The 20,706-nt window shown below is 67.9% G+C and carries 19 protein-coding genes and 1 tRNA gene; 7 read left to right on the top strand and 13 right to left on the bottom strand.

Features of this window, described 5'->3' with window-relative positions; genetic code table 11:
- Window positions 1–34 precede the first annotated feature (34 nt).
- Together ectA and AC5RVV_RS13710 are read right to left on the bottom strand one after the other, a co-directional pair.
- Window positions 35–544 carry a diaminobutyrate acetyltransferase gene (gene ectA / locus AC5RVV_RS13715; protein WP_494001953.1) on the bottom strand — a complete coding sequence of 170 codons (510 nt, stop codon included), beginning with the start codon at window positions 542–544 and terminating at the stop codon, window positions 35–37.
- A gap of 705 nt (window positions 545–1,249) precedes the next feature.
- A tRNA-Lys gene (locus AC5RVV_RS13710) sits at window positions 1,250–1,322 on the bottom strand.
- A gap of 191 nt (window positions 1,323–1,513) precedes the next feature.
- On the opposite strand from AC5RVV_RS13710, the gene AC5RVV_RS13705 reads away from it, so the two are divergent.
- From AC5RVV_RS13705 to AC5RVV_RS13695, 3 genes are all read left to right on the top strand, one after another.
- Window positions 1,514–2,161, top strand: a complete 648-nt coding sequence (locus AC5RVV_RS13705) for a hypothetical protein (protein ID WP_494001952.1) — start codon at window positions 1,514–1,516, stop codon at window positions 2,159–2,161.
- A gap of 450 nt (window positions 2,162–2,611) precedes the next feature.
- Entirely contained in the window at window positions 2,612–3,229 is a 618-nt protein-coding gene (locus AC5RVV_RS13700; RefSeq protein ID WP_494001951.1) for a nuclease PIN, read from the top strand.
- Entirely contained in the window at window positions 3,230–4,240 is a 1,011-nt protein-coding gene (locus AC5RVV_RS13695; protein ID WP_494001950.1) for an inorganic phosphate transporter, read from the top strand.
- A gap of 97 nt (window positions 4,241–4,337) precedes the next feature.
- On the opposite strand, the gene pstB is transcribed toward AC5RVV_RS13695, so the two are convergent.
- The 4 genes from pstB to pstS all read right to left on the bottom strand — a co-directional run bounded on the left by pstB (window position 4,338) and on the right by pstS (window position 8,446).
- Window positions 4,338–5,117: a phosphate ABC transporter ATP-binding protein PstB gene (gene pstB / locus AC5RVV_RS13690; protein WP_494001949.1), complete on the bottom strand. Its 780-nt coding sequence runs from the start codon at window positions 5,115–5,117 to the stop codon at window positions 4,338–4,340.
- A 25-nt stretch (window positions 5,118–5,142) separates the two neighbouring features.
- A complete protein-coding gene (gene pstA, locus AC5RVV_RS13685) occupies window positions 5,143–6,258 on the bottom strand; it encodes a phosphate ABC transporter permease PstA (protein WP_494001948.1) in 1,116 nt (371 codons plus the stop codon).
- On the bottom strand, window positions 6,258–7,184 hold the full coding sequence (pstC, locus tag AC5RVV_RS13680; protein ID WP_494001947.1) for a phosphate ABC transporter permease subunit PstC: 927 nt from the start codon (window positions 7,182–7,184) through the stop codon (window positions 6,258–6,260). Before pstC ends, pstA begins: the two co-directional genes overlap by 1 nt.
- Before the next feature lie 149 nt (window positions 7,185–7,333).
- Window positions 7,334–8,446 (bottom strand): phosphate ABC transporter substrate-binding protein PstS, encoded by a 1,113-nt coding sequence (pstS, locus tag AC5RVV_RS13675; RefSeq protein WP_494001946.1) that lies wholly within the window; start codon window positions 8,444–8,446, stop codon window positions 7,334–7,336.
- Window positions 8,447–8,759: 313 nt separating this feature from the next.
- On the opposite strand from pstS, the gene AC5RVV_RS13670 reads away from it, so the two are divergent.
- From AC5RVV_RS13670 to disA, 3 genes are all read left to right on the top strand, one after another.
- Window positions 8,760–9,887 carry an FUSC family protein gene (locus AC5RVV_RS13670; protein ID WP_494001945.1) on the top strand — a complete coding sequence of 376 codons (1,128 nt, stop codon included), beginning with the start codon at window positions 8,760–8,762 and terminating at the stop codon, window positions 9,885–9,887.
- Window positions 9,888–9,916: 29 nt separating this feature from the next.
- A complete protein-coding gene (radA, locus tag AC5RVV_RS13665; RefSeq protein ID WP_493978326.1) occupies window positions 9,917–11,284 on the top strand; it encodes a DNA repair protein RadA in 1,368 nt (455 codons plus the stop codon).
- A 103-nt stretch (window positions 11,285–11,387) separates the two neighbouring features.
- Complete coding sequence (gene disA, locus AC5RVV_RS13660) at window positions 11,388–12,461, top strand: DNA integrity scanning diadenylate cyclase DisA (RefSeq protein WP_494001944.1); 1,074 nt, start codon at window positions 11,388–11,390, stop codon at window positions 12,459–12,461.
- Window positions 12,462–12,477: 16 nt separating this feature from the next.
- Here disA and AC5RVV_RS13655 read toward each other — a convergent pair whose 3' ends face one another.
- The gene (locus tag AC5RVV_RS13655) at window positions 12,478–13,107 is read right to left on the bottom strand and encodes a hypothetical protein (RefSeq protein ID WP_494001943.1); all 630 of its coding nucleotides are present in this window, start codon (window positions 13,105–13,107) and stop codon (window positions 12,478–12,480) included.
- Window positions 13,108–13,193: 86 nt separating this feature from the next.
- On the opposite strand from AC5RVV_RS13655, the gene AC5RVV_RS13650 reads away from it, so the two are divergent.
- Window positions 13,194–14,159: an HhH-GPD family protein gene (locus tag AC5RVV_RS13650; RefSeq protein WP_494001942.1), complete on the top strand. Its 966-nt coding sequence runs from the start codon at window positions 13,194–13,196 to the stop codon at window positions 14,157–14,159.
- Window positions 14,160–14,220: 61 nt separating this feature from the next.
- Here the strand turns inward: AC5RVV_RS13650 and AC5RVV_RS13645 are convergent, their stop codons facing one another.
- From AC5RVV_RS13645 to AC5RVV_RS13620, 6 genes are all read right to left on the bottom strand, one after another.
- Window positions 14,221–14,433, bottom strand: a complete 213-nt coding sequence (locus AC5RVV_RS13645; protein WP_494001941.1) for a hypothetical protein — start codon at window positions 14,431–14,433, stop codon at window positions 14,221–14,223.
- A 98-nt stretch (window positions 14,434–14,531) separates the two neighbouring features.
- The gene (locus tag AC5RVV_RS13640) at window positions 14,532–15,041 is read right to left on the bottom strand and encodes an amino-acid N-acetyltransferase (protein WP_493978321.1); all 510 of its coding nucleotides are present in this window, start codon (window positions 15,039–15,041) and stop codon (window positions 14,532–14,534) included.
- Window positions 15,042–15,050: 9 nt separating this feature from the next.
- Window positions 15,051–17,171, bottom strand: a complete 2,121-nt coding sequence (locus tag AC5RVV_RS13635; protein WP_494001940.1) for a S9 family peptidase — start codon at window positions 17,169–17,171, stop codon at window positions 15,051–15,053.
- A gap of 154 nt (window positions 17,172–17,325) precedes the next feature.
- On the bottom strand, window positions 17,326–19,824 hold the full coding sequence (locus AC5RVV_RS13630) for an ATP-dependent Clp protease ATP-binding subunit (protein WP_494001939.1): 2,499 nt from the start codon (window positions 19,822–19,824) through the stop codon (window positions 17,326–17,328).
- Between the two features lie 165 nt (window positions 19,825–19,989).
- Entirely contained in the window at window positions 19,990–20,322 is a 333-nt protein-coding gene (locus AC5RVV_RS13625; RefSeq protein WP_493978319.1) for a histone-like nucleoid-structuring protein Lsr2, read from the bottom strand.
- A gap of 224 nt (window positions 20,323–20,546) precedes the next feature.
- On the bottom strand, window positions 20,547–20,705 hold the full coding sequence (locus AC5RVV_RS13620) for a hypothetical protein (RefSeq protein WP_493978318.1): 159 nt from the start codon (window positions 20,703–20,705) through the stop codon (window positions 20,547–20,549).
- Between the last annotated feature and the right edge of the window lies 1 nt (window position 20,706).

Below are 20,706 nucleotides of genomic sequence, written 5' to 3'. Positions count from 1 at the left end.
GTGGTGCTTGGCCGGCCGCGGCGGGCCGGCGGGATTAATTGAGCGGCCCGATCCGGAACAGGTATTCGGTGTCGTGCCCGTCCGGATAGAGCTCTTCCGTGAAGAGCGGTTCGCGTTCCATTGGCGCCTCGCGGCGCGACGCGAAGCCGGCAAACAGCCGGACGGATGCCACATTGGCCGCCGTGATGGTGGTTTCCACCCGCTCGGCGAGGACTTGTCCGGCCAGGCGGTCCAGCATGTCCGCAGCCAGCCTGCGGCCGCGGAACCGCCGGTCCACGGCCACCTGCCACACCATCAAGGTGCCCGGTTCGTCGGGGCGCATGTAGCCGGTGATGAAACCGGCCGGCTCGCCGTCCACCGTGGCGATGATCGACGTCTCGGCGAAGTCGCGGGTCCACAGCAGGTAGGAGTAGGACGAGTTCAGGTCCAAGACCTGGGAATCCCTGGCCATGCGCCACAGGGACTGCCCGTCGTTCAGGGTTGGTTTACGGAAGCTTGCTTCAATCCTCGGTCTGGTCTGGGTTTCTGCTAGTTCTTCAACCATCCCTTCAAACGTAACGAGATCAGAGCCGTTATCAACTCGAAACCTGCCGACTTGACAGCGGTTCGGACGCTTTCGCCGCCCCTGCCGCCCCGGCCGAATTCCGCCGGATCCCTTGTGCCAGTTGCCCTCCGGCGGAATGACCACGGCGGTGCCCGGGCGCGTTTTTATCGTTACCATTTCGTGACCTTTGTTGTGTGACGACCGGTCGGAAGTGTGGCCTCAGCCGTGCGAGGAGCGCCGGTATGGCCGTTACCCGCGCCTCGGTACGACCCGCGGCCGGGCTTCTACGGCCGGGAAGTCCCGGCCGTTACGCGGCGCCTCGGCACGACCCGCGGCCGGGCTTCTCCACGCCGAAAAGCCACGGAGGCCGTTACGCGCTCGGCACCGCCCGTGGCCGCGCTTCTCCACGCCGGGAAGCCCCGGACGCCGTTACCTGGCGCACTGGAGCCCGCCCTATCGGGTGAGTCGAGCAGGGTGCAGGCATTGAGGGCGCCGGGGTAAAGCGCCGTCGTGCCATTGTCCATGTTTTGGAGCGCCCGTAGATATAAGCGCAGGTCACGCGCCTGTGGATAGCCAAGACGTGGACAGTTCGGCCTGAACGTGGACAAGTTTGCATGACGTGGGCGGTTGACTCGGCCTGCAAGCCGGGGCGTCCCATGAAAAAAGCGGCTCCGACCGGCAAACCGGTCGAAGCCGCTTTCGCGGTGGGCCCTGCGGGGATCGAACCCGCGACCCGCGGATTAAAAGTCCGATGCTCTACCAACTGAGCTAAAGGCCCGCCAGCCTGTCCACCCTGCCCTAGGTAGAAACCCATGCGAGGTCGGATTTGGCCAGTTCCCAGTTTATCCCACCCACCACCGCGCGCCCGAATCCGCCGGGCGCGCGCCTTGCCGGGCTGCCCCGGAACGTCCCGTCGCCGGGGGCCACGCCTCTCTGTACCGGCGTCAGGGGCGGGAGTAAGGTCGAGGCATGAGCCCGAACAACGGAAACGATGTCCCCCGGCCGCATAAGCCGAAGCCTTTCGCCCCGGTGGATTTTGAGGACTTCGCCGGGGGTGCCGACCCGGCACGCGTCTCCGAGGCCGCCCACCTCGCGGCACAGGCCCTGGTGCACCGCGGGCGCGGCTCCGACGATCCCGAGGTGACCGCGAGGCTGGTCAAACTGGCAGACCAACAGGGGCTCGAGGCCATTGCTGAAATGTGGGCTGAAAGCCCTGCCCGTTCCCTGCCGGGGGCGCTCTGGCGCCTTTACGCCCTGCGCGCCGCGGCCCAGTCCCATCCGGACAAGCTGGCAGCCTACTTCAAGGCGGGGACGGCATCGGCAGAAGTGTCCAAGGTCATCGCCGGAGTAGCTGAACCGCCCGGCGCCGACGAAGTCCGGGCCATGGCCGACACGATTCTCTCCGGCGCCTTCGACGGTGATTTCGATGTGGCCCTTGACCGGTCGGCGGCCTTTTGCCGGATCGTAGCGCTCGGCCAGACCCACCACGCCGACTCTGCCGAGTCCGCCAACGAGAACCATGCCACCAAGCTGACGCTCAATTCACACCGGCTCGTGAAGACCGCCGAGGATCTGGAAGCGGCCGCCGTCGCCTGGCGGCGCGGCGAGCTCGACTAGCGGCCGGACGGGCCAACGGCCCGAAACGCCGTCGCATGGCGGCGTGGCGAGCTCGACCAGCCGCCCGCCGGCGACCCACCACCGACCAGCCGCCCGACTGCACCCCGCCCCGAACCCGGGCCAACGGCCCCGCGGTGGTGCCCGCAGCAGCAGGACGGTCCGGAGAAGGCCCTCCCGGAACGACGCGCGCGTGTACCACAGATAGCCTCTGCTGACACGTTTTTCCCCGTATTTTCGCGGCTGTTGACATCCGCAGTGAGGCGTAGAAAACTGAAGGTGGTGTCGAACTGTGGCAGCCCCGGGCTCCAACTCTTAGCCGCCTCGAGCGGCCTTCCGCCGAGAGGCGCTCCCAGTTCGGCACCATTAATTTTTGTTCGCGAAGAGGCGCTAATCTAGGCACGGCGGATGCTTCCCTTCCGCCGTACGGACCAGTGAGAAACCGCCGGTGACATGAAGCTAAGCCTCTTCCCCCAGGACACCAAGAGCCTCGAATTGCTCGCCCTCACAGCAGCCGAGCTGATGGCGGGAGTCAAGACCCTCTCGGAGATCCTCGGGGCGCCTGCGGACGACTACGACAAGCTCTCCGAAGAACTGCACGACCGCGACGCGAACGTCTCCCGGCTGCGCAACGCCCTGCTGACCACGCTGCGGACCAGCTTCGTCAATCCCCTCCCCCGCGAGGACATGTTCCAGCTCTCGCTGCACCTGGTGCACACCTTTGAACACCTCGACGGCGCCGCGGAACTTATCGCACTCAACCGGGTGAAGCGTCTGTCTAGCCGGGCCTCGGAGCAGCTGGAGGTCATCGGCCGGATGTCGGAGATGACCCGGGACGCCATGCCGCGGCTGAACTCCCTGGAGGACCTCGAGGAGTACTGCATCGAGATGGTCCGGCTGGCCAAGCGGGCCGAACGCACCCACCGCGTGTGGGTCTCGGAGCTTTTGTCGGAACACAAGGGCGCCACGCTGGCCCGGCACCGCGACGTGGCCGACCAGTTGATCGCCGCCACCAAGACGCTGCGCCAGGCTTCCCACCACGTAGGCCAGATCCTGGTCAAGGAATCGTAGGTGGAGCTGTTCCTCCTGGTGCTGGTGGTCGCTTTCGCCGGCTGCTTTGCCTTCATCAACGGCTTCCATGATGTCTCCAACGCCGTCGCCACCTCGGTGCGCACGCGCGCGCTCACCCCGAATGTCGCCGTCGTGCTCGCGTCCGTCTGCAACCTGGCCGGTGCGCTGATCTCCAGCACCCTGGCCCTGGTAATCAGTACCGGTTGGATCGGCCTGCCCGAGGGCCGGTCGGGCCTGGGCATCCTGTTGGCCGGGCTGCTGAGCGCCTGCGCGTGGGGAGTTTTCACGTGGTGGCAGCGGATGCCGTCGTCGTCTACGCATGCGCTGCTGGGCGGCCTGATCGGGGCGGGGGCGGCGTCCACCCTGCTGGGCGGCGAGAACATCAGTGCCACGGAGAACCCGATCTGGGGCCAGCTGATCCTGCCGCTGCTCTTGTCGCCGCTGGTGGCGTTCGTGCTCTCCTACCTGGCGATCGTCCCCCTGACGTGGCTGGCCCGCTACCGCACCCCGCGCGAGGTCGGCCGGACCACCAGGCTGGCCCAGGCGGTCTTTGCGGGTACCTTTTCGCTGGGCCACGGCCTGCAGGACGGGCAGCGCACCATGGCCGTGGTGCTGCTGGGACTGGCAGCGGCCGGCTATGCCTCCGGCGACCGGATGCCGCTGTGGGTGCAGCTGTTCGCGGCGGTGCTGCTGGCCGTGGGCGCGCTCTTCGGCGGCTGGCGGATCTCGCACACGCTCGGGTCGCGGCTGGTGCGGATCGATCCCCTGCACGGCGCCACCGCACAGGGCGTCAGCTCCGCCATGCTGTTCGTCGGGGCCATCGGGCTGCACATGCCGCTCTCCAGCACGCACACCATGACGGCGGCCATCCTGGGCGCGGGGTCCACCCAGCGGATGCATGCGGTGCGCTGGCGGGTGGCCATCCGCGTGCTGGCCACGTGGGTGCTGACCCTGCTGGCAACCTCGCTCGTCGGAGCCATCCTGCTGCTGGCCCTGGATCCGATGCTCTAGCCGGGCCATGGGCGTCCCTGGCCCTTCCCTGGCGCCTTTAAACAGCGACGGCGGCGCCTCCCGCGAGGGGAGGCACCGCCGTCGTGCTGCCGCCGTCTTACCCGAAGCGGCCGGAGACGTAGTCTTCCGTGGCCTTCTGGGTGGGGTTGCTGAAGATCGACGGGGTATCGCCGTATTCGATCAGCTTGCCCGGCTTGCCGGTGCCGGCGATGTTGAAGAACGCCGTCTTGTCGGACACGCGCGCCGCCTGCTGCATGTTGTGGGTCACGATCACCACGGTGTACTCCGTCTTGAGTTCCTCGATCAGGTCCTCGATGGCCAGCGTGGAGATGGGGTCCAGCGCCGAGCAGGGCTCGTCCATCAGGATCACCTGCGGCGACACCGCGATCGCCCGGGCGATGCACAGGCGCTGCTGCTGGCCGCCGGAAAGGCCGGAGCCGGGCTTGTTCAGCCGGTCCTTGACCTCGTTCCACAGGTTGGCGCCGGTCAGCGACTTCTCTACCAGCGCGTCCGCGTCCGACTTGGAAATGCGCTTGTCGTTCAGCTTGACCCCGGCCAGCACGTTGTCGCGGATGGACATGGTGGGGAACGGGTTGGGGCGCTGGAAGACCATGCCGATCTGGCTGCGCACGGTCACCGGGTCCACGCCCTGGCCGTAGAGGTTGTCCCCGTCGAGCAGGACTTCGCCCTCCACCCGGGCGCCGGGCAGCACTTCGTGCATGCGGTTGAGCGTGCGCAGGAAGGTGGACTTGCCGCAGCCGGAGGGGCCGATGAAAGCCGTGACGGACCGGGCGTCGATGTTGATGTTGACGTCCTCCACGGCCCGGAAGTTGCCGTAGTAGACGTTCAGGTCCTTGACGTCGATGCGTTTGGACATGGGGTTCCTTCTCTTTGGTTCTGGCTCAGCGGCCGGTCTTGGGGGCGAAGATGCGGGCGATCAGCCGGGCGATCAGGTTCAGCAGCATGACGAAGATGATCAGGATCAGCGCAGCGGCCCAGGCACGCTGCATGCTGGGGTCCACGTTGGTGGGCGAGGTCGGGTTCATCAGCTGCCGGTAGATGAACGTGGGCAAGGTGGTCATCCAGCCGCCGAACACGTTCCAGTTGATGCTGTTCACGAAGCCCGCGGTGACCAGCAGCGGCGCCGTCTCGCCGATGATGCGGGCGATGGCCAGGGTGACGCCGGAGGCGATGCCGGAGATCGCCGTCGGCACCACCACCTTCAGGATGGTGCGCCACTTGCGCACGCCCAGCGCGTAGGACGCTTCGCGGAGCTCGTTCGGGACGATCTTGAGCATTTCCTCGGTGGAGCGGACCACCACCGGGATCATCAGCACGGAGAGGGCGACGGCGGCCACGAAGCCGGTGCGGGTGCTGGGCCCGAAAATCAGCCCGAACAGTGCGGCAGCGAACAGGCCTGCGACGATCGAGGGGATGCCGGTCATCACGTCCACGAAGAAGGTGATGCCGCGCGAGAGCGGTCCGCCCTTGCTGTATTCGACCAGGTAGACCGCGGTGAGCAGCCCGATCGGCACCGAAATGATGGTGGCCCAGAGGGTGATCAGCACGGTACCGACGATGCCGTGGTAGGCGCCGCCGAGCACGTCGGTTCCGTTGGCGGTCGTTTCGTTGTCGATCATGCCGGTCATGCCGTTCATCGACGTGAAGACCAGGTTGTAGCTGAGCCCGGCGACGCCGTTCTGCAGCACGGTCCAGATCACGGAGATCAGCGGCACGACCGCGATGATGAACGCCGCGAAGACCAGGTTGGTGGCGAAGCGGTCCTTGGCTTTGCGCGCCCCCTCGACGGAGAGCGTCACGATGTAGCCGGCAATCACGAAGATTACGGCCGAGAACAAGGCCCAGGAGACGAGGCCGAAACCGATCAACGACGAGGCCGCGGCGCCCAGGATGAGCGAGCCGGCAGCGACGGCCCAGATGGCCCAGCCGGGCATCTGGTTCTTGGTGAGCGTGTTGCGCTTGGTCGGGGCGGGCGTTTCAGTGAGCAGTTTGGACATCAGTTGGCTCCCGAGAATTCCTTGTGCCGGCTGATGATCCAGCGGGCGACCATGTTCACGGCCAGGGTAATAACGAACAGCACCAGGCCGGCGGCGATCAGTTCGGACAAGCGCAGCCCGTACGCTTCAGGGAAGTTCAGGGCGATCTCGGCGGCAATCGTCTGGTTCCCCGACTTGATCAGGCTGGCGATGAGCCCGCCGCCGGAGAGCACCATGGCCACGGCCATCGTCTCGCCGAGCGCGCGTCCGAGGCCCAGCATCACCGCGCTGACGATGCCCGGGCGGGCGAACGGGAAGACGGCCATCTTGATCATTTCCCACCGGGTGGCGCCCATAGCCAGGGCCGCTTCCTCGTGGAGCTTGGGCGCCTGCAGGAAGATTTCGCGGCTGAGCGAGGTGATGATCGGCAGGATCATCACGGACAGCACGATTCCGGCCGTCAGCATGGTCTTGCCGGTCTGGCTGGCGGGGCCTTCGAAGATCGGGATCCAGCCGGCGTTCTCCGCCAGCCAGGTGTAGGGAGCGACGAGCGCGGGAGCCAGCACGGTCATGCCCCAAGCTCCGTAGACCACCGAGGGGATGGCGGCCAGCAGGTCCACCACGTAGCCGAGGCCCTGGGAGAGCCTCCGCGGTGCGTAGTGGGAGATGAAGAGTGCGACTCCCACGCCGACCGGGGTCGCCAGCAGCAGGGCGATCGCCGCGGCGATCAGCGTGCCGATGACGATGGGCCAGATGTAGCCCCAAAAGCCGTTCCCGCCGGAAATGGCGGCCGGGTCTGCCCCGAACGTCGGCAGGGCCTGCCACAGCAGGAACGCCGCCACGCAGAACAGCACGAAGAGGATCAGGCACCCCGCGGCAAGCGCAAGGCCGGAAAAGACCTTGTCGCCGGCGCGGCCCTGGCCGGTCTCGGTCAATGTTTGGGACACTTCATAACCCTTCGGGTTCTGTACTTCGTCTAGCTGTTCTGCCAGTCTTGCGGCTTCGTTCCGTCCGGGCAATTTCGCCCCGGCCGGAACACGGCTGCGCCCCGCGCGTCAAACTGCGACGGCGCGGGGCCAACCGGACTTCGTGTGGGCTACGACTTCACCGAGATGGAGTCGATAGCCGCCTTGGCCTGCTCGCGCAGGGTCTCGGAGATCGGCGCGTTGCCGGCCGAGTCCTGCGCGGCCTGCTGTCCTTCTTCGCTGATCACGTAGTTGCCGAAGGCCTTCACCAGGTCAACGGTGTTCTGATCAGCATATGTCGAGCAGTAGATGTGGTAGGAAACCAGCACGATCGGGTAGGCGCCGGATTCGGTGGTGTCGCGGTCGAGGTCCAGGGACATGTCAAGCTCGCCGCGGCCCTCGACCGGGGTGGCAGCCTCAACGGCCTTGGACGCGGCCTCGGGGCTCAGTTCGACGTATTCCTCGCCGACCTTGACCTTCACGGTACCCAGGTCGCCGACGGCCGAAGCGTCGGCGTAGGTGATGGCCCCGTTGGTCGCGGTGGTGGCGGAAACCACACCGGAGGTGCCCTGGGCGTTCTCGGCCTGGAGCTTGGCGGGCCATTCCCCGGAGACTTCGTCGGTCCAGACGTCGCCGGCGGCGGCAGCCAGGTACTCCACGAAGTTCTCGGTGGTGCCGGACTCGTCGGAGCGGTGGACCACGGTGATGGGGGTGTCGGGCAGTTCCACACCCTCGTTCTGCGAAGCGATGGCTTCGTCGTTCCACGTGGCGATTTCGCCGCGGAAGACCTTGGCGATGGTCTCGGCGTCCATGTTGATGGAGTCCACGCCTTCGAGGTTGAAGGCGACGGCGATCGGGGAGACGTAGCCGGGGATGTGCATGGCGCCGTCGGGGCCGCAGACCTCCTTGGCCTGCTCCCATTCTTCCTCGTCCATGTAGGCGTCCGAGCCGGCGAACTGCACGCCGCCGGCCAGGAAGGCGTCGCGGCCGGCGCCGGAGCCGTCCGGCGAGTACTGCACGCTGGCCTCGGGGTTCTGCGCGCCGAAGCCGGCAATCCAGGCCTGCATGGCGGAATCCTGCGAGGAAGCGCCCGCGCCGGAGAGCGTGCCCGAAACCGTTGCTGCGGTCTCGGTGCTGCCTGCGGCGGCCTGGCTGCCGGTGGCGTTGTCGGAGCCACAGGCCGTCAGCGCCAGCGCTGCAACGGAGAGGACGGCGGCCGCGCGGCCGATGCGAAGTGCCTTCACGTGTATGGTCCCTTTCAGGGTGAGAACGGATCAGGACGACCGGACGTGTTTTCGCCCTGGCGTCGTGCTCCCTCGAGGCTATGGGCGCCACGTAAAGAATGTGCACGGCCAAAGTGAACGCAAGGTGAACAAGACCGGACGGTTTACTAACCGACGGCGTGCAGGCCTTGCCTTTGTGAGCGCACTCATACTAGGGGCGGGGGCCGGGCCGGGGTCTTGCAGGCCGGACGGGGGCCCGGGGGCGGCCTGTGCCGACGCCGTGGGCCCGGACGGGGCCGGACGGGGCCGGGCGAGCCCCGCCTAGACTGGGAACATGAGCGCAGGCACCCCGTTGGCACAGGCCCGGTCGTTCCTGCGCAAACGCGGACGCGCCGGCTTCAGCCGCAGCAAGTCCTCGGTCATGCCCGCGGTGCGGATCACCTTCTGCGCCGTTGCCGCTTACGTCGTGGCCGAGCAGGTCCTGGGCCACGAAGGCCCGCTGTTCGCCGCCACCTCGTCCATCATTGCGCTCGGTTTCTCCACGGGGCCCCGGGCGCGCAAAGTGCTCGAAGTGGCCATCGGCTGCACGCTGGGCATCGCGGTGGGCGATCTGCTGCTGCACTTCCTCGGGCCGGGCATCTGGCAGGCAGCCCTGGTGCTGCTGGTTTCCATCCTCCTGGCCCGGTTCCTGGACAGCGGCACCATCTTCACCACGCAGATGGCGCTGCAGTCGGTGCTGGTGGTGCTGCTGCCCGCCCCGGACGGGGGGCCGTTCACCCGCAGCCTCGATGCCGTCATCGGCGGCGCCTTCGCGATGCTCGTGACCATGTTGATCCCCGGCGACCCGCGCTCCGAACCGCGATCCAAGCTGCAGACGCTCCTCGACGAACTTGCCTCGGTGCTGCGCGAGTGTTCCGTCGCCCTCGCCCACAGCGACTCCACCAAGGCCTGGCACGCCCTGGTTAGGGCGCGGGGCAGCCAGAACCTGATCGACGACATCCGCGGCAGCTTCAGCTCGGCGCGGGAAGTGGCCCGGATTTCGCCGGCGCACCGCCGCCACCGGGACGAGGTGGGGGACCTGCAGGATGCTGCGGAGATGGCGGATTTGGCCATGCGCAACAGCCGGGTCTTCTCCCGGCGCCTGACGTCCGTGATCAACCACGCGGCCATGTCCGACGAGGCGATCGCAAGCTTCTCCGAGGTGCTCCAGGAGACCGCCGACGCCGTCGAAATCCTCGCTGCCGGGCTTTCCGACCGGGACCCGGGCGCCCGCGAACGCCGGCTCTCCGGCGCCCGCAACGATTTGGCAGAGATTGCCACGCGCCTGCACCCCAAGACCCTCGGCGTCATCACCCTGGAGGGCGAGGGCCTGATCCTGGTCTTCCGGCCGCTCATGGTGGACCTGCTCAAGGCCGCCGGGCTGAGCCAGGACGACGCCACGTCCTACCTGCCCAGGCTCTGATTGTCCGGCGCCCCGGTTACTGTGGGTCCATGAGCACCAAGACCCGTTCTAAGGCCCCCGCCTACCGCTGCGCCGAGTGCGGCTGGAGCACGGCTAAATGGGTGGGCCGGTGCGGCGAGTGCCAGGCCTGGGGAACGGTTGAAGAGGCCACCCAAGTGGTGGCGCGCACCACGGCCGCGGCCGCCGTCTCGCGGCCCGCGGAACGAATCGCCGACGTCGATGCCACCACCGCGGCCTTTCGGGCCACCGGCGTGGGCGAACTCGACCGGGTGCTCGGCGGCGGCCTGGTCCCCGGTGCAGTCATCCTGCTGGCCGGCGAGCCGGGCATCGGCAAGTCCACCTTGCTGCTGGACGTTGCCGCCCGGGTGGCCCGGCTGGACCGCGACGTGCTCTACGTCACCGGCGAAGAGTCGGCGGCCCAGGTGAAGCTGCGGGCCGAACGGATTTCGGCGGTGGCGGACAACCTGTACCTGACCGCCGAGACAGACCTCGGCATAGCGCTGGGGCATGTGGAGCAGCTGGAGCCGGCGCTGCTGATCGTGGACTCGGTCCAGACGCTCAGCAGCAGCGCGGTGGAGGGAGCCGCCGGCGGGGTGACGCAGGTGCGCGAGGTCGCCGCCTCGCTGATCAACGCCGCCAAGCGCAAGGGCATGACCACCATCCTGGTGGGGCACGTAACCAAGGACGGCTCGATCGCCGGGCCCCGGCTGCTGGAGCATCTCGTGGACGTGGTCTGCCAGTTCGACGGCGACCGGCACTCGCGCCTGCGGCTGGTGCGTGCGGTCAAGAACCGCTACGGCCCGACCGACGAGGTGGGTTGCTTCGACCTGACCGAGGCCGGCATCGAAGGCCTGACGGACCCGAGCGGCCTGTTCGTGTCCCGGACCAAGGATCCGGTTTCCGGCACCTGCATCACCGTGACGCTGGAGGGTCGGCGGCCGCTGGTGGCCGAGGTGCAGGCGTTGCTGGCCGAGACCTCCAATGCGCAGCCGCGGCGCGCCACCAGCGGGCTGGATTCTTCCCGTGTGGCCATGATGATGGCCGTGCTGCAGCGCCGCGCCTCCATGTCGCTGCACAAGGACGACAGCTACGTGGCGACGGTGGGCGGCGTCCGGCTCAGCGAACCCGCCACGGACCTGGCCACCGTGCTGGCCATCGCCTCGGCCAAGACCAACCAGCCGCTCCCGGCCCAGCTGATCGCCTTCGGCGAGGTCGGCCTGGCCGGTGAAGTGCGGCCGGTACCGGGAATCTTGCGGCGGATCCAGGAGGCCGAACGGCTCGGGTTCACGCACGCGATCGTGCCGGCGTCCCCCGACGGGGCAGGCCAGGTGCCGGCCGGCTTCACGGTCAAGGAAGTACACACGGTCTCCGAAGCGCTGTCCACGCTGTTCCGCTGAGCGCCGGGAGCGGATTAGCCGAGGTCCGGCCTTATCATGGACCCTGGGGCTGTCAGGACGGCGGCCTCGTCCCCATGCCCGCCGGCCCTAAGGAAACTCCCCCATGGTCAAGAGCCCCGAGGACGCCCTTAAGGCGACCCTGGCCCGTGTAGCTCCGGGAACCCAGCTGCGCGACGGGTTGGAACGGATTCTCCGCGGGCGCACCGGCGCGCTCATCGTGCTCGGCTACGACCAGCAGGTGGAAAAGATCAGCAGCGGCGGCTTCGACATCGGGATCGATTTCTCCCCCACCCGGCTGCGCGAACTCGCCAAGATGGACGGGGCGATCGTCTGCGACAAGGACGCGGCGAACATCCTCAAGGCCGCCGTGCAGCTGGTCCCCGACCCGTCGATTCCCACGCAGGAGTCGGGCACGCGCCACCGCACCGCCGAACGGGTCGCCATTCAGACCGGGCTTCCGGTCATCTCGGTCAGCCAGTCCATGCAGATCATCGCGTTGTATGTGGAAGGCATCCGGCACGTGCTGGAGGGCTCGGAGCCGGTGCTCGCCCGCGCCAACCAGGCGCTGGCCACGTTGGAGCGGTACCGCGCCCGGTTGGACCAGGTCACGAGCTCCTTGTCCGCGCTGGAGATCGAGGCCATGGTCACCGTGCGGGACGTGGCGGTCACCCTGCAGCGGCAGGAAATGGTCCGCCGCATCTCGGACGAGATCTCCCAGTACGTGCTGGAGCTCGGCGTGGACGGGCGCCTGCTCTCCCTGCAGCTGGATGAACTGACCTCGGGGCTGGGCCCGGACAGCGAGATGATCCTGCGCGACTACGCGGACATCAAGGGCGGCATCGACGTCGACGCCGCCCTGCACACGCTGCGCGGTTTCACCTCGAACGACCTGATCGACCTGGGCCGCGTCGCCAGCGTGATCGGCATCCAGGTGGGGCAGGATTCCCTCGACGCCGTGGTCCAGCCGCGCGGCTACCGGCTGCTGGCCGCAGTCAAGTCGGTGCCGCGGGCGGTGGCGGACCGGCTGGTCGACCACTTCGGCGGACTGCAGTCGCTGATGGCGGCCAATATCGACGACCTGATGGCGGTGGACGGCATCGGCGAACAGCGGGCCCGCGTGATACGCGAGGGCCTGTCCCGCATCGCCGAAACCAGCCTGCTGGACCGGTTCCTCTGATCCCTTCGGGCGTGCGCTATCGCAGTTCGAACACCGTCTTGTCGCTGGTCTTCTTGTCCAGCTTGGTGACCAGGACGTAGGTGCCCGGCTGCGGGTTGGCTTCCACCGGGGTGCAGCCCGGTGCGGTGCGGTTCCGTTCCCAAACGAAACGGGCCTGCTCGGCCTTGCCCGGTTCAAGGGTCATCATCAACGGCTCGGGGTCCACCTGGCAGTCCTTGGAGGAAAAGATCCGGTCTTCTCCGCTGGTGACCAGGAATTCCATGGCGTCGGTGCCGACGTTGACTTCGCACGGCCCCTTGCCCTCGTTGGCCACCTCCAGGATGAGGGTGGGGTTCTCCCCGCTGCCGTAGGCCGGGGCGTCCGTTTCCGCCCGGACGACGACGTCCTGGTCCTCGCAGCCTGCCGGGCCCGGCGATGCCGGGCTGGCGGACGCGGGACTGGAGGCCGCCGGTTCCGGCGCCTCCGCCGCTGCTTCGGGATCTCCCCGGCCCAGCAAACCGGCGACCCACCATCCGGCGGCCACGAGGGCGGCCAGCAGCAGCACGGCCAGGGCCAGCACCACCAGACGACGGCGGCGGTAAACGGCAGGGCTGGGCCGCCGGACGGGAGCCTGCCCGCGGGTGCCGGATGTGCCGTTGCCTGCCATGCCTTAAGGCTAAGGACAGCGGCGGCCCGTGCCGTCACCACCACGCCGGGCAGTACAGTATTGGTTGGTCACACCGTAGGAGTTCCATGCCCCGCCCCGCCGCCGCACCGGCACCGTCCATAGAACCGGCAGAAGCCGAACTGCTGCATTCGCGTATCCGGACCTGGTTCGCGGCCAGCGCGCGGGACCTGCCCTGGCGCCGCGCGGACTGTAGCCCCTGGGGCATCCTCGTCAGCGAATTCATGCTGCAGCAGACCCCCGTGGTCCGGGTGCTGCCTGTCTGGGAGCAGTGGATGCGGCGCTGGCCGCGCCCGGCCGACCTCGCCGCCGATCCGGCCGGGGAAGCGGTCCGGGCCTGGGGCAGGCTGGGGTATCCGCGCCGTGCACTGCGCCTGCATGCCGCAGCTGCCGCCATCGTGGACCGGCACGGTGGCCGCGTGCCGGATGACCATGCCAGCTTGCTGCAGCTCCCCGGCGTCGGAACCTACACCGCGGCCGCCGTCGCTTCCTTCGCGTTCGGGCTGCCGGAAACCGTGGTGGATACGAACATCCGCCGCGTGCACGCCCGGCTGGTCACCGGAGCCGCGCTGCCCGCGCCGTCGCTGACTGCCGCCGAAATGCGCACGGCGCACCAGCTGATGCCGGCCCAGGGCACCAAAGACTGGAATGCCGGCGTCATGGAACTCGGCGCGCTGATCTGCACGGCGAGGTCGCCGCAGTGCGATGCCTGCCCGGTGCTGGACCGCTGTGCCTGGGTCAGGGCCGGCCGGCCCGAGGCCCATTACGTGCCCAAAGGCCAGGCCTGGGCGGGCACCGACCGGCAGGTGCGCGGGGCCATGATGGCCGTGTTGCGCGAGGCCGAGTCCTCGGTTCCGCGCGAGGTCCTGCTCGGCAGCGTTGACCTGGCCGATCTGCCCGCGGCTTACCGGACGCCGCTCGCGGCACTGCGCGCACTGCCTGCCGGGGACGAACAACTGGGCCGCGCCCTGGACGGGCTGATCGCGGACGGTTTGGCCGTCGCATCAGGCGGGGGCGTCGGCCTGCCGGGGTAGGAAACCGGTTCCTGCAGCCGGCGGGTGGGAGCGCAGCCCGCGCTGCGGCCCGGCGGGTCCGCTAGTTGTCCCCGCCGCCGAAAGGCTCCTGCCGGCCCCCGACAATCCCGTCGGCCTGGCCGCCCGGTCCGTCTGGGCCGCCGCTCTGCTCCTGCTGGTCGCCGTCGGCATCACCGGCCTTGTCCTTGAGGCCGTCCAGCTTGTCTCCCTGCAGTTTGGCTGAGCCGTCCTGCTGCTCTGCCTTGCCGCCGCCGGGGACATCTTCCACACCCATGGTCATCCTTACCGTCGCGCCGGCGCGAGGGGCCGGCTGTTCCCTCCCCAACGCCTCCACCTTAGGGGCCCGGGCGGAACGTGTCGACGGACGGGCGATCAAAGCCTGCGGATCATCCGCGTGTTGCCCAAGGTATTGGGTTTGACCCGGGCCAGGTCGAGGAACTCCGCCACGCCTTCGTCCGTGGAACGCAGCAGCTCGGAATATACCTCGGGGTCCACCACCGACTGGTCGGCCATCACCTCGAACCCGTGCCGGGTGAAAAAGTCCACCTCGAAGGTCAGGCAGAACACGCGGCTGACGCCCAGGTCCTTGGCGGCGGCGATCAGCTCGTCGAGCAGGGCCCGGCCCACTCCCTTGCCCCGCCAGTGCGCGGCGGTGGCCAGCGTGCGCACCTCGGCGATGTCCTCCCACATGACGTGCACGGCCCCGCAGCCCACGATCTCGCCCGCCGGGGTCTCCGCGACCCGGAACTCCTGGATGCCTTCGAAGTATGCCACCGCCTCCTTCTCCAGCAGCACCCGCTTGTCGGCCAGCGGCTTGACCAGCCGGCGGATCTGGACGACGTCGGAGGTGCGGGCGGGGCGGATACTGAAGGCGTCGGTCACCCAGCCAGTCTAAAGCCCCAGTTCGGCCGGCAACTCCGTCTCCTGCTCCAGCACGTGGCGGGCGAGGAAGTTGCACACCACCGAATACCAGATCCGGGCATGTTGCGGTGAGAGCACCCAGTGGTTCTCGTCCGGGAAGTACAGGAACCGGTGCGGTGTCTTCCCGTCCGCTCCGGCGGCCAACTGCGAGCGCGACAACAGTTCGTACCAGAGCCGCAGCCCTTCCCCGATCGGCACCCTGTAGTCCTTGTCCCCGTGCACCACCAGCATGGGTGTGTTGATGTTCTGCACGTGCAGGTGCGGGGAGTTCTCCAGCGCCATCTCCGGCGTCATCTCCCGCTCCCAGTACGGGGAGACGTCCGTCGTCGGCCCGAACTGGTCCAGCGCCCAGAGGCTGGCGTGGGTCACGATGGCCCGGAACCTGTCGGTATGCCCGGCGATCCAGTTGGCCATGTAACCGCCGAAGGAACCGCCCATCGCGGCCGTCCGCGTCCCGTTGACGTCATCACGCTGCACGGCGGCGTCGGTGATGGCCATCAGGTCCTCATAGGGCGCCTGCCCCCACTGCCCCCAGCCCCGCCGGATGAAGTCGTCGCCGTAGCCGGTGGACAGGGCCGGGTCCGGCAGCAGGACCGCGTACCCCTGCGCCACCAGCAGCCAAGGGCACCAGCGCCAGCTCCACGCGTTCCACGAGCCGAGCGGGCCGCCATGCACCCACAGCACCAGCGGCGCCGGCTTTTGCGCGGACGCTTCAGCGGGCAGGGCCAGCCAGGCACGCACCGGGATGTTCGCGCCCCCGGCGGCCACCGTCGTCGTGATCTCTTCCAGCCTCCCGCCCAACTCCGGGCGGGGCGCGGGCGAGGGCAGGACCGTGGCCTCGCCGGAGGACAGGTCGATGCGCACCGGCTCGGGCGGAAACAGGTAGGAGCTGCGCAGCGCGTAGGCGAACTGCCCGTCCGGGCTGACCACGACGTCGGTGTAGGCCGCATCGTCGCGCGTCACCTGGCGCACGGCACCGGTGACGACGTCGATGCAGAACACCGGGGTGCGGCCGCCGTCGTCTGCGGTGACCAGCAGGCCCGAACCGTCGGGCAGCCAGGCTGCGGGGCTGGGCCAGCGGTCCCAGTCGGCTGCCAGCGGCCGCAACTCGCCGCCGGCCAGCGGGAGCAGGCCCAGGGTCACGGAAGGAATGGTCTGCGGCCCGGAGACGGTCTCGCAGACCACCACAACGGTGCGGTTGTCGGGGCTGACCGGGCCCGGCGCATAGTCGGTGTCCGGGCTCTCCAGCAGGATCCGCTGCACGCCGGTGGCCGTGTCCACGGCGGCCAGCACGCTGCGGGCGTCGCCCCGCGCCAGCGGCCGGCGGACGTTGACCACCAGGGTGGCGCCGTCCGGGCTCAGCTCCGCGGCGGTTTCCAGCAAGGCGTTGCCCGCCCAGCCGGTGATGTTGCGCAGCCGGCCTTGCGGCTCGTCGTCCACGGTTATGGTTCGGGCAGCCTCCTCCGCATTGTCCTCCAGTACGAAGTGCCGCTTCTGTCCCGGCCCCAGATCGTGGTCCCAGAAGCGCACCGGGTACCCGGAATGCAGGACCGCCGAGACCTTTTTGTCCTTCCGTGCGGCACGGCGGTCGGCGTCGTCCTCTTCGTCGACGGCCCCGCCCAACACCTGGGCGTCGACCACCACGGTGTCGGCCGCCCGCGCGCAGCGGACCGCCGCGATTCCGCCCGGGCGGGAGAGCACCATGCGGCCTTCGCCCCCGGCGGCCGGCAAGCGCCACAGGGCCGGAATCGGTTCCTTCTCCGGGTCCTCGGGGTCCGGGCGGGCGGACGTGAAGTACAGGTCGCCGTTGCGGGCAAAAGCCGCGCCGGACTCGCCCTTGGAGCTGCGCGTCATCCGGCGTGCCGGGCGTTGACCGGCCGGGTCGACCTCCCAGAGGGACGAGACGTAGTCGGTGCAGGCGGGGTTCAGCACGCTGACGCAGGTTACCAGGCGGCTGCCGTCCGGGCTGAGGGCCAGGGAGCCGAGCCGCGGCAACGCGATGAAGCGGTCCAGGTCGTGGAACGGGGTGGCGGCACCCTGCTGGAGGGGCAGCTCGGGCCGCATTTCGGAAGTGATTGCTTCAGAACGCATGGAGTAAGTAAACACTACTTGTGTGCCGGATCACAGGAGATGGCGGCAATACGCGGTTTTGCTACGCCGCCTCCGGCCCCGGGGTCAACGCCCTCCGGTTAAGCGGGAGAACCCCGGCCGAAGCCGGGGCTCTCCCTGCGCAGTACGGTGCAGGCTACTGGGACAGTGCCGGGGTGTCCGGGACTCCCTCGATTGCCTTGGGCGCCCCGGTGCTGCTGAAGACGAACGTCGCGGCGTCGTCTTCGCCCTCGACGTCCACGTGGATGGTCTCGCCCGGGTGGAACTCGCCGAAGAGGATCTTCTCGGAGAGCTGGTCCTCGATCTCCCGCTGGATGGTCCGGCGCAGGGGCCGGGCACCCATGGTGGGATCGTAGCCGCGGGTGGCCAGCAGCACCTTGGCCGCGTCGGTCAGGTCGATCTTGAGGTTCTTCTCGGCGAGCCGCTTCCGCAGGCGCTCGACGAACAGATCCACGATCTGGACGATTTCTTCCTCGCTCAGCTGCGGGAAGACCACGGTGTCGTCGACGCGGTTCAGGAACTCGGGCCGGAAGTGCTGCTTGAGCTCATCCTGGACCCGGGCGCGCATCCGCTCGTACCCGGTCTTGGTGTCCGTGCCGGACTGGAAACCGGTCATGACGCCCTTCGAGATGTCGCGGGTGCCAAGGTTGGTGGTCATGATGATCACCGTGTTCTTGAAGTCCACCACGCGTCCCTGGCTGTCCGTCAGGCGGCCGTCCTCGAGGATCTGCAGCAACGAGTTGAACAGGTCGGCGTGCGCCTTCTCCACCTCGTCGAATAGCACCACGGAGAACGGGCGGCGGCGGACCTTTTCGGTCAGCTGACCGCCTTCCTCGTAGCCCACGTAGCCCGGAGGGGCACCGAACAGCCGCGAGACCGTGTGCTTCTCCGAGTACTCGGACATGTCCAGGGTGATCAGCGCGTCTTCCTCGCCGAAGAGGAATTCCGCCAGGGCCTTGGCGAGCTCGGTCTTGCCGACGCCGGTGGGGCCGGCGAAGATGAACGAGCCGGAGGGACGGTTGGGGTCCTTCAAGCCGGCACGGGTACGGCGGATCGCCTGGGAGATGGCCTTGATCGCCTCGTCCTGGCCGATCACGCGCTTGTGCAGCTCGGCCTCCATGTGCATGAGGCGGCTGGATTCTTCCTCGGTCAGCTTGAACACGGGGATGCCGGTGGAGTTGGCCAGCACTTCTGCCACCAGATCCTCGTCCACCTCGGCGATCTCATCCAGGTCCCCGGACTTCCAGGCGCGTTCCTTTTCGGCCCGCTCGTCCTGCAGCCTGCCTTCCTGGTCCCGCAGCGTCGCGGCGCCCTCGAAGTCCTGGGCGTCGATGGCCGATTCCTTCTGCTTCTTCAGCTCGGCGATGCGCTCGTCGATGTCCTTGAGCTCCGGCGGTGCGGTCATCCGGCGGATGCGCAGCCGCGCCCCGGCCTCGTCGATCAGGTCGATTGCCTTGTCCGGCAGGAAGCGGTCGGAGATGTACCGGTGGGCCAGGTGCGCGGCGGCATCCAGGGCGCCGTCGGTGATGGACACGCGGTGGTGCGCCTCGTAGCGGTCCCGCAGTCCCTTGAGGATCAGCACGGCGTGCTCCACGGACGGCTCTTCCACCTGGATCGGCTGGAACCGGCGCTCCAGCGCGGCGTCCTTCTCGATGTGCTTGCGGTACTCGTCCAGGGTGGTGGCACCGATGGTCTGCAGTTCGCCACGCGCCAGCATCGGCTTCAGGATGGAGGCCGCGTCGATCGCGCCCTCGGCGGCACCCGCACCCACCAGGGTGTGGATCTCGTCGATGAACAGGATGATGTCGCCACGGGTCCGGATTTCCTTCAGGACCTTCTTCAGCCGCTCCTCGAAGTCACCGCGGTAGCGTGACCCGGCCACCAGGGACCCCAGGTCCAGCGTGTAGAGCTGCTTGTCCTTGATGGTCTCCGGCACGTCGCCGCGGACGATCGCCTGGGCAAGGCCCTCGACGACGGCGGTCTTGCCGACGCCGGGCTCACCGATCAACACCGGGTTGTTCTTGGTGCGGCGGGAGAGCACCTGCATGACGCGTTCCATCTCGTGCTCGCGCCCGATGACCGGGTCGAGCTTGGATTCACGCGCAGCCTGTGTGAGGTTCCGGCCGAACTGGTCCAGCACCACCGATCCTGCAGGAGTGCCTTCCTGCTGCTGGCCGGCGGTGACCGGCTCCTTGCCCTGGTAGCCGGAGAGCAGCTGGATGACCTGCTGGCGCACGCGGTTGAGGTCGGCGCCCAGCTTGACCAGCACCTGCGTGGCCACGCCTTCGCCTTCGCGGATCAGGCCCAGCAGGATGTGCTCGGTGCCGATGTAGTTGTGGCCGAGCTGCAGGGCCTCGCGCAGCGACAGCTCCAAAACCTTCTTGGCACGCGGCGTGAACGGAATGTGGCCGCTCGGAGCCTGCTGGCCCTGGCCGATGATCTCCTGGACCTGCTCACGAACGCCGTTCAGGGAGACGCCGAGGAACTCCAGTGCTTTGGCGGCAACGCCCTCACCCTCGTGGATCAATCCGAGGAGGATGTGTTCGGTGCCGATGTAGTTGTGGTTGAGCATGCGGGCTTCTTCTTGAGCCAGCACGACAACGCGACGGGCACGGTCGGTAAATCTCTCAAACATCTCGCACACTCCTAGCTACTGCGTACTTTGATGCTACGTGCCCGGATGGCTGTTGTGCGTTCTGTTCGCCCTAGGGGTAATGCCCCCCTGCAGGACGGCAAACGGGGCGGACAGTTGCCTGTCCGCCCCGCCGATCGATCTGCCCGTGATGGAACGGGCCGCCCGTTATCCCCCGTGGGCGGCCTTGTAGGCCTCGATGATTTCGGATTGCACACGTCCGCGGTCGCTAACGTTGTAACCGTTCTCCCGTGCCCACGCGCGGATCGCCGAGGCGTCCTGGTTGCGTGTGCCGCCGGCCGGCTTGGCGGCCTTGGAGCCCCGGGCAGGAATCTTCCGGCCGGAAGAAATGTACGGCTTGAGCGCGTCGCGAAGCGCCTCGGCATGCGATGAAGAAAGATCAATTTCGTAGCTGCTGGAATCCAGGCTGAACCGGACCGTTTCATCGGCCGAGCCACCATCCAGATCATCAACCAGAATGATTTTTACTTCTTGCGCCACAGAAGGCTCCTTTTGGGTGGGTGGATCTATATGTCCGGTATAATCCGAACCATACTTATTATGTCCTACACTCCATTTCATGGCAATACAGCCGGATTCGATCGTCCTGCAATCCCGCCATGGATCAGATCCGATTTGACCAGGTGGGAAATACCGGTATAGCGCGGGCGAATCTGATTAAAGGAAAAACCCCGGACAAATTGATGCTTGTCCGGGGCCTTCCCCTATTCCTCGCGGCCTTCGGCCGCGCGCCTTTCGGCCTCGCGTTCGGCCTCGGCCAGCGCTTCGCGTTCTTTCCGGTCGGCGTTGAATATGGCTTTCATCACGAAATAGAACAAAAGCCCGACACCCAGCGACGGCGCAAGTACCCACAGATATTCCATG

It is taken from the genome of Arthrobacter sp. MDT2-34-1 (assembly GCF_059091365.1).
This window is presented reverse-complemented; position numbering and strand designations above follow the sequence as displayed.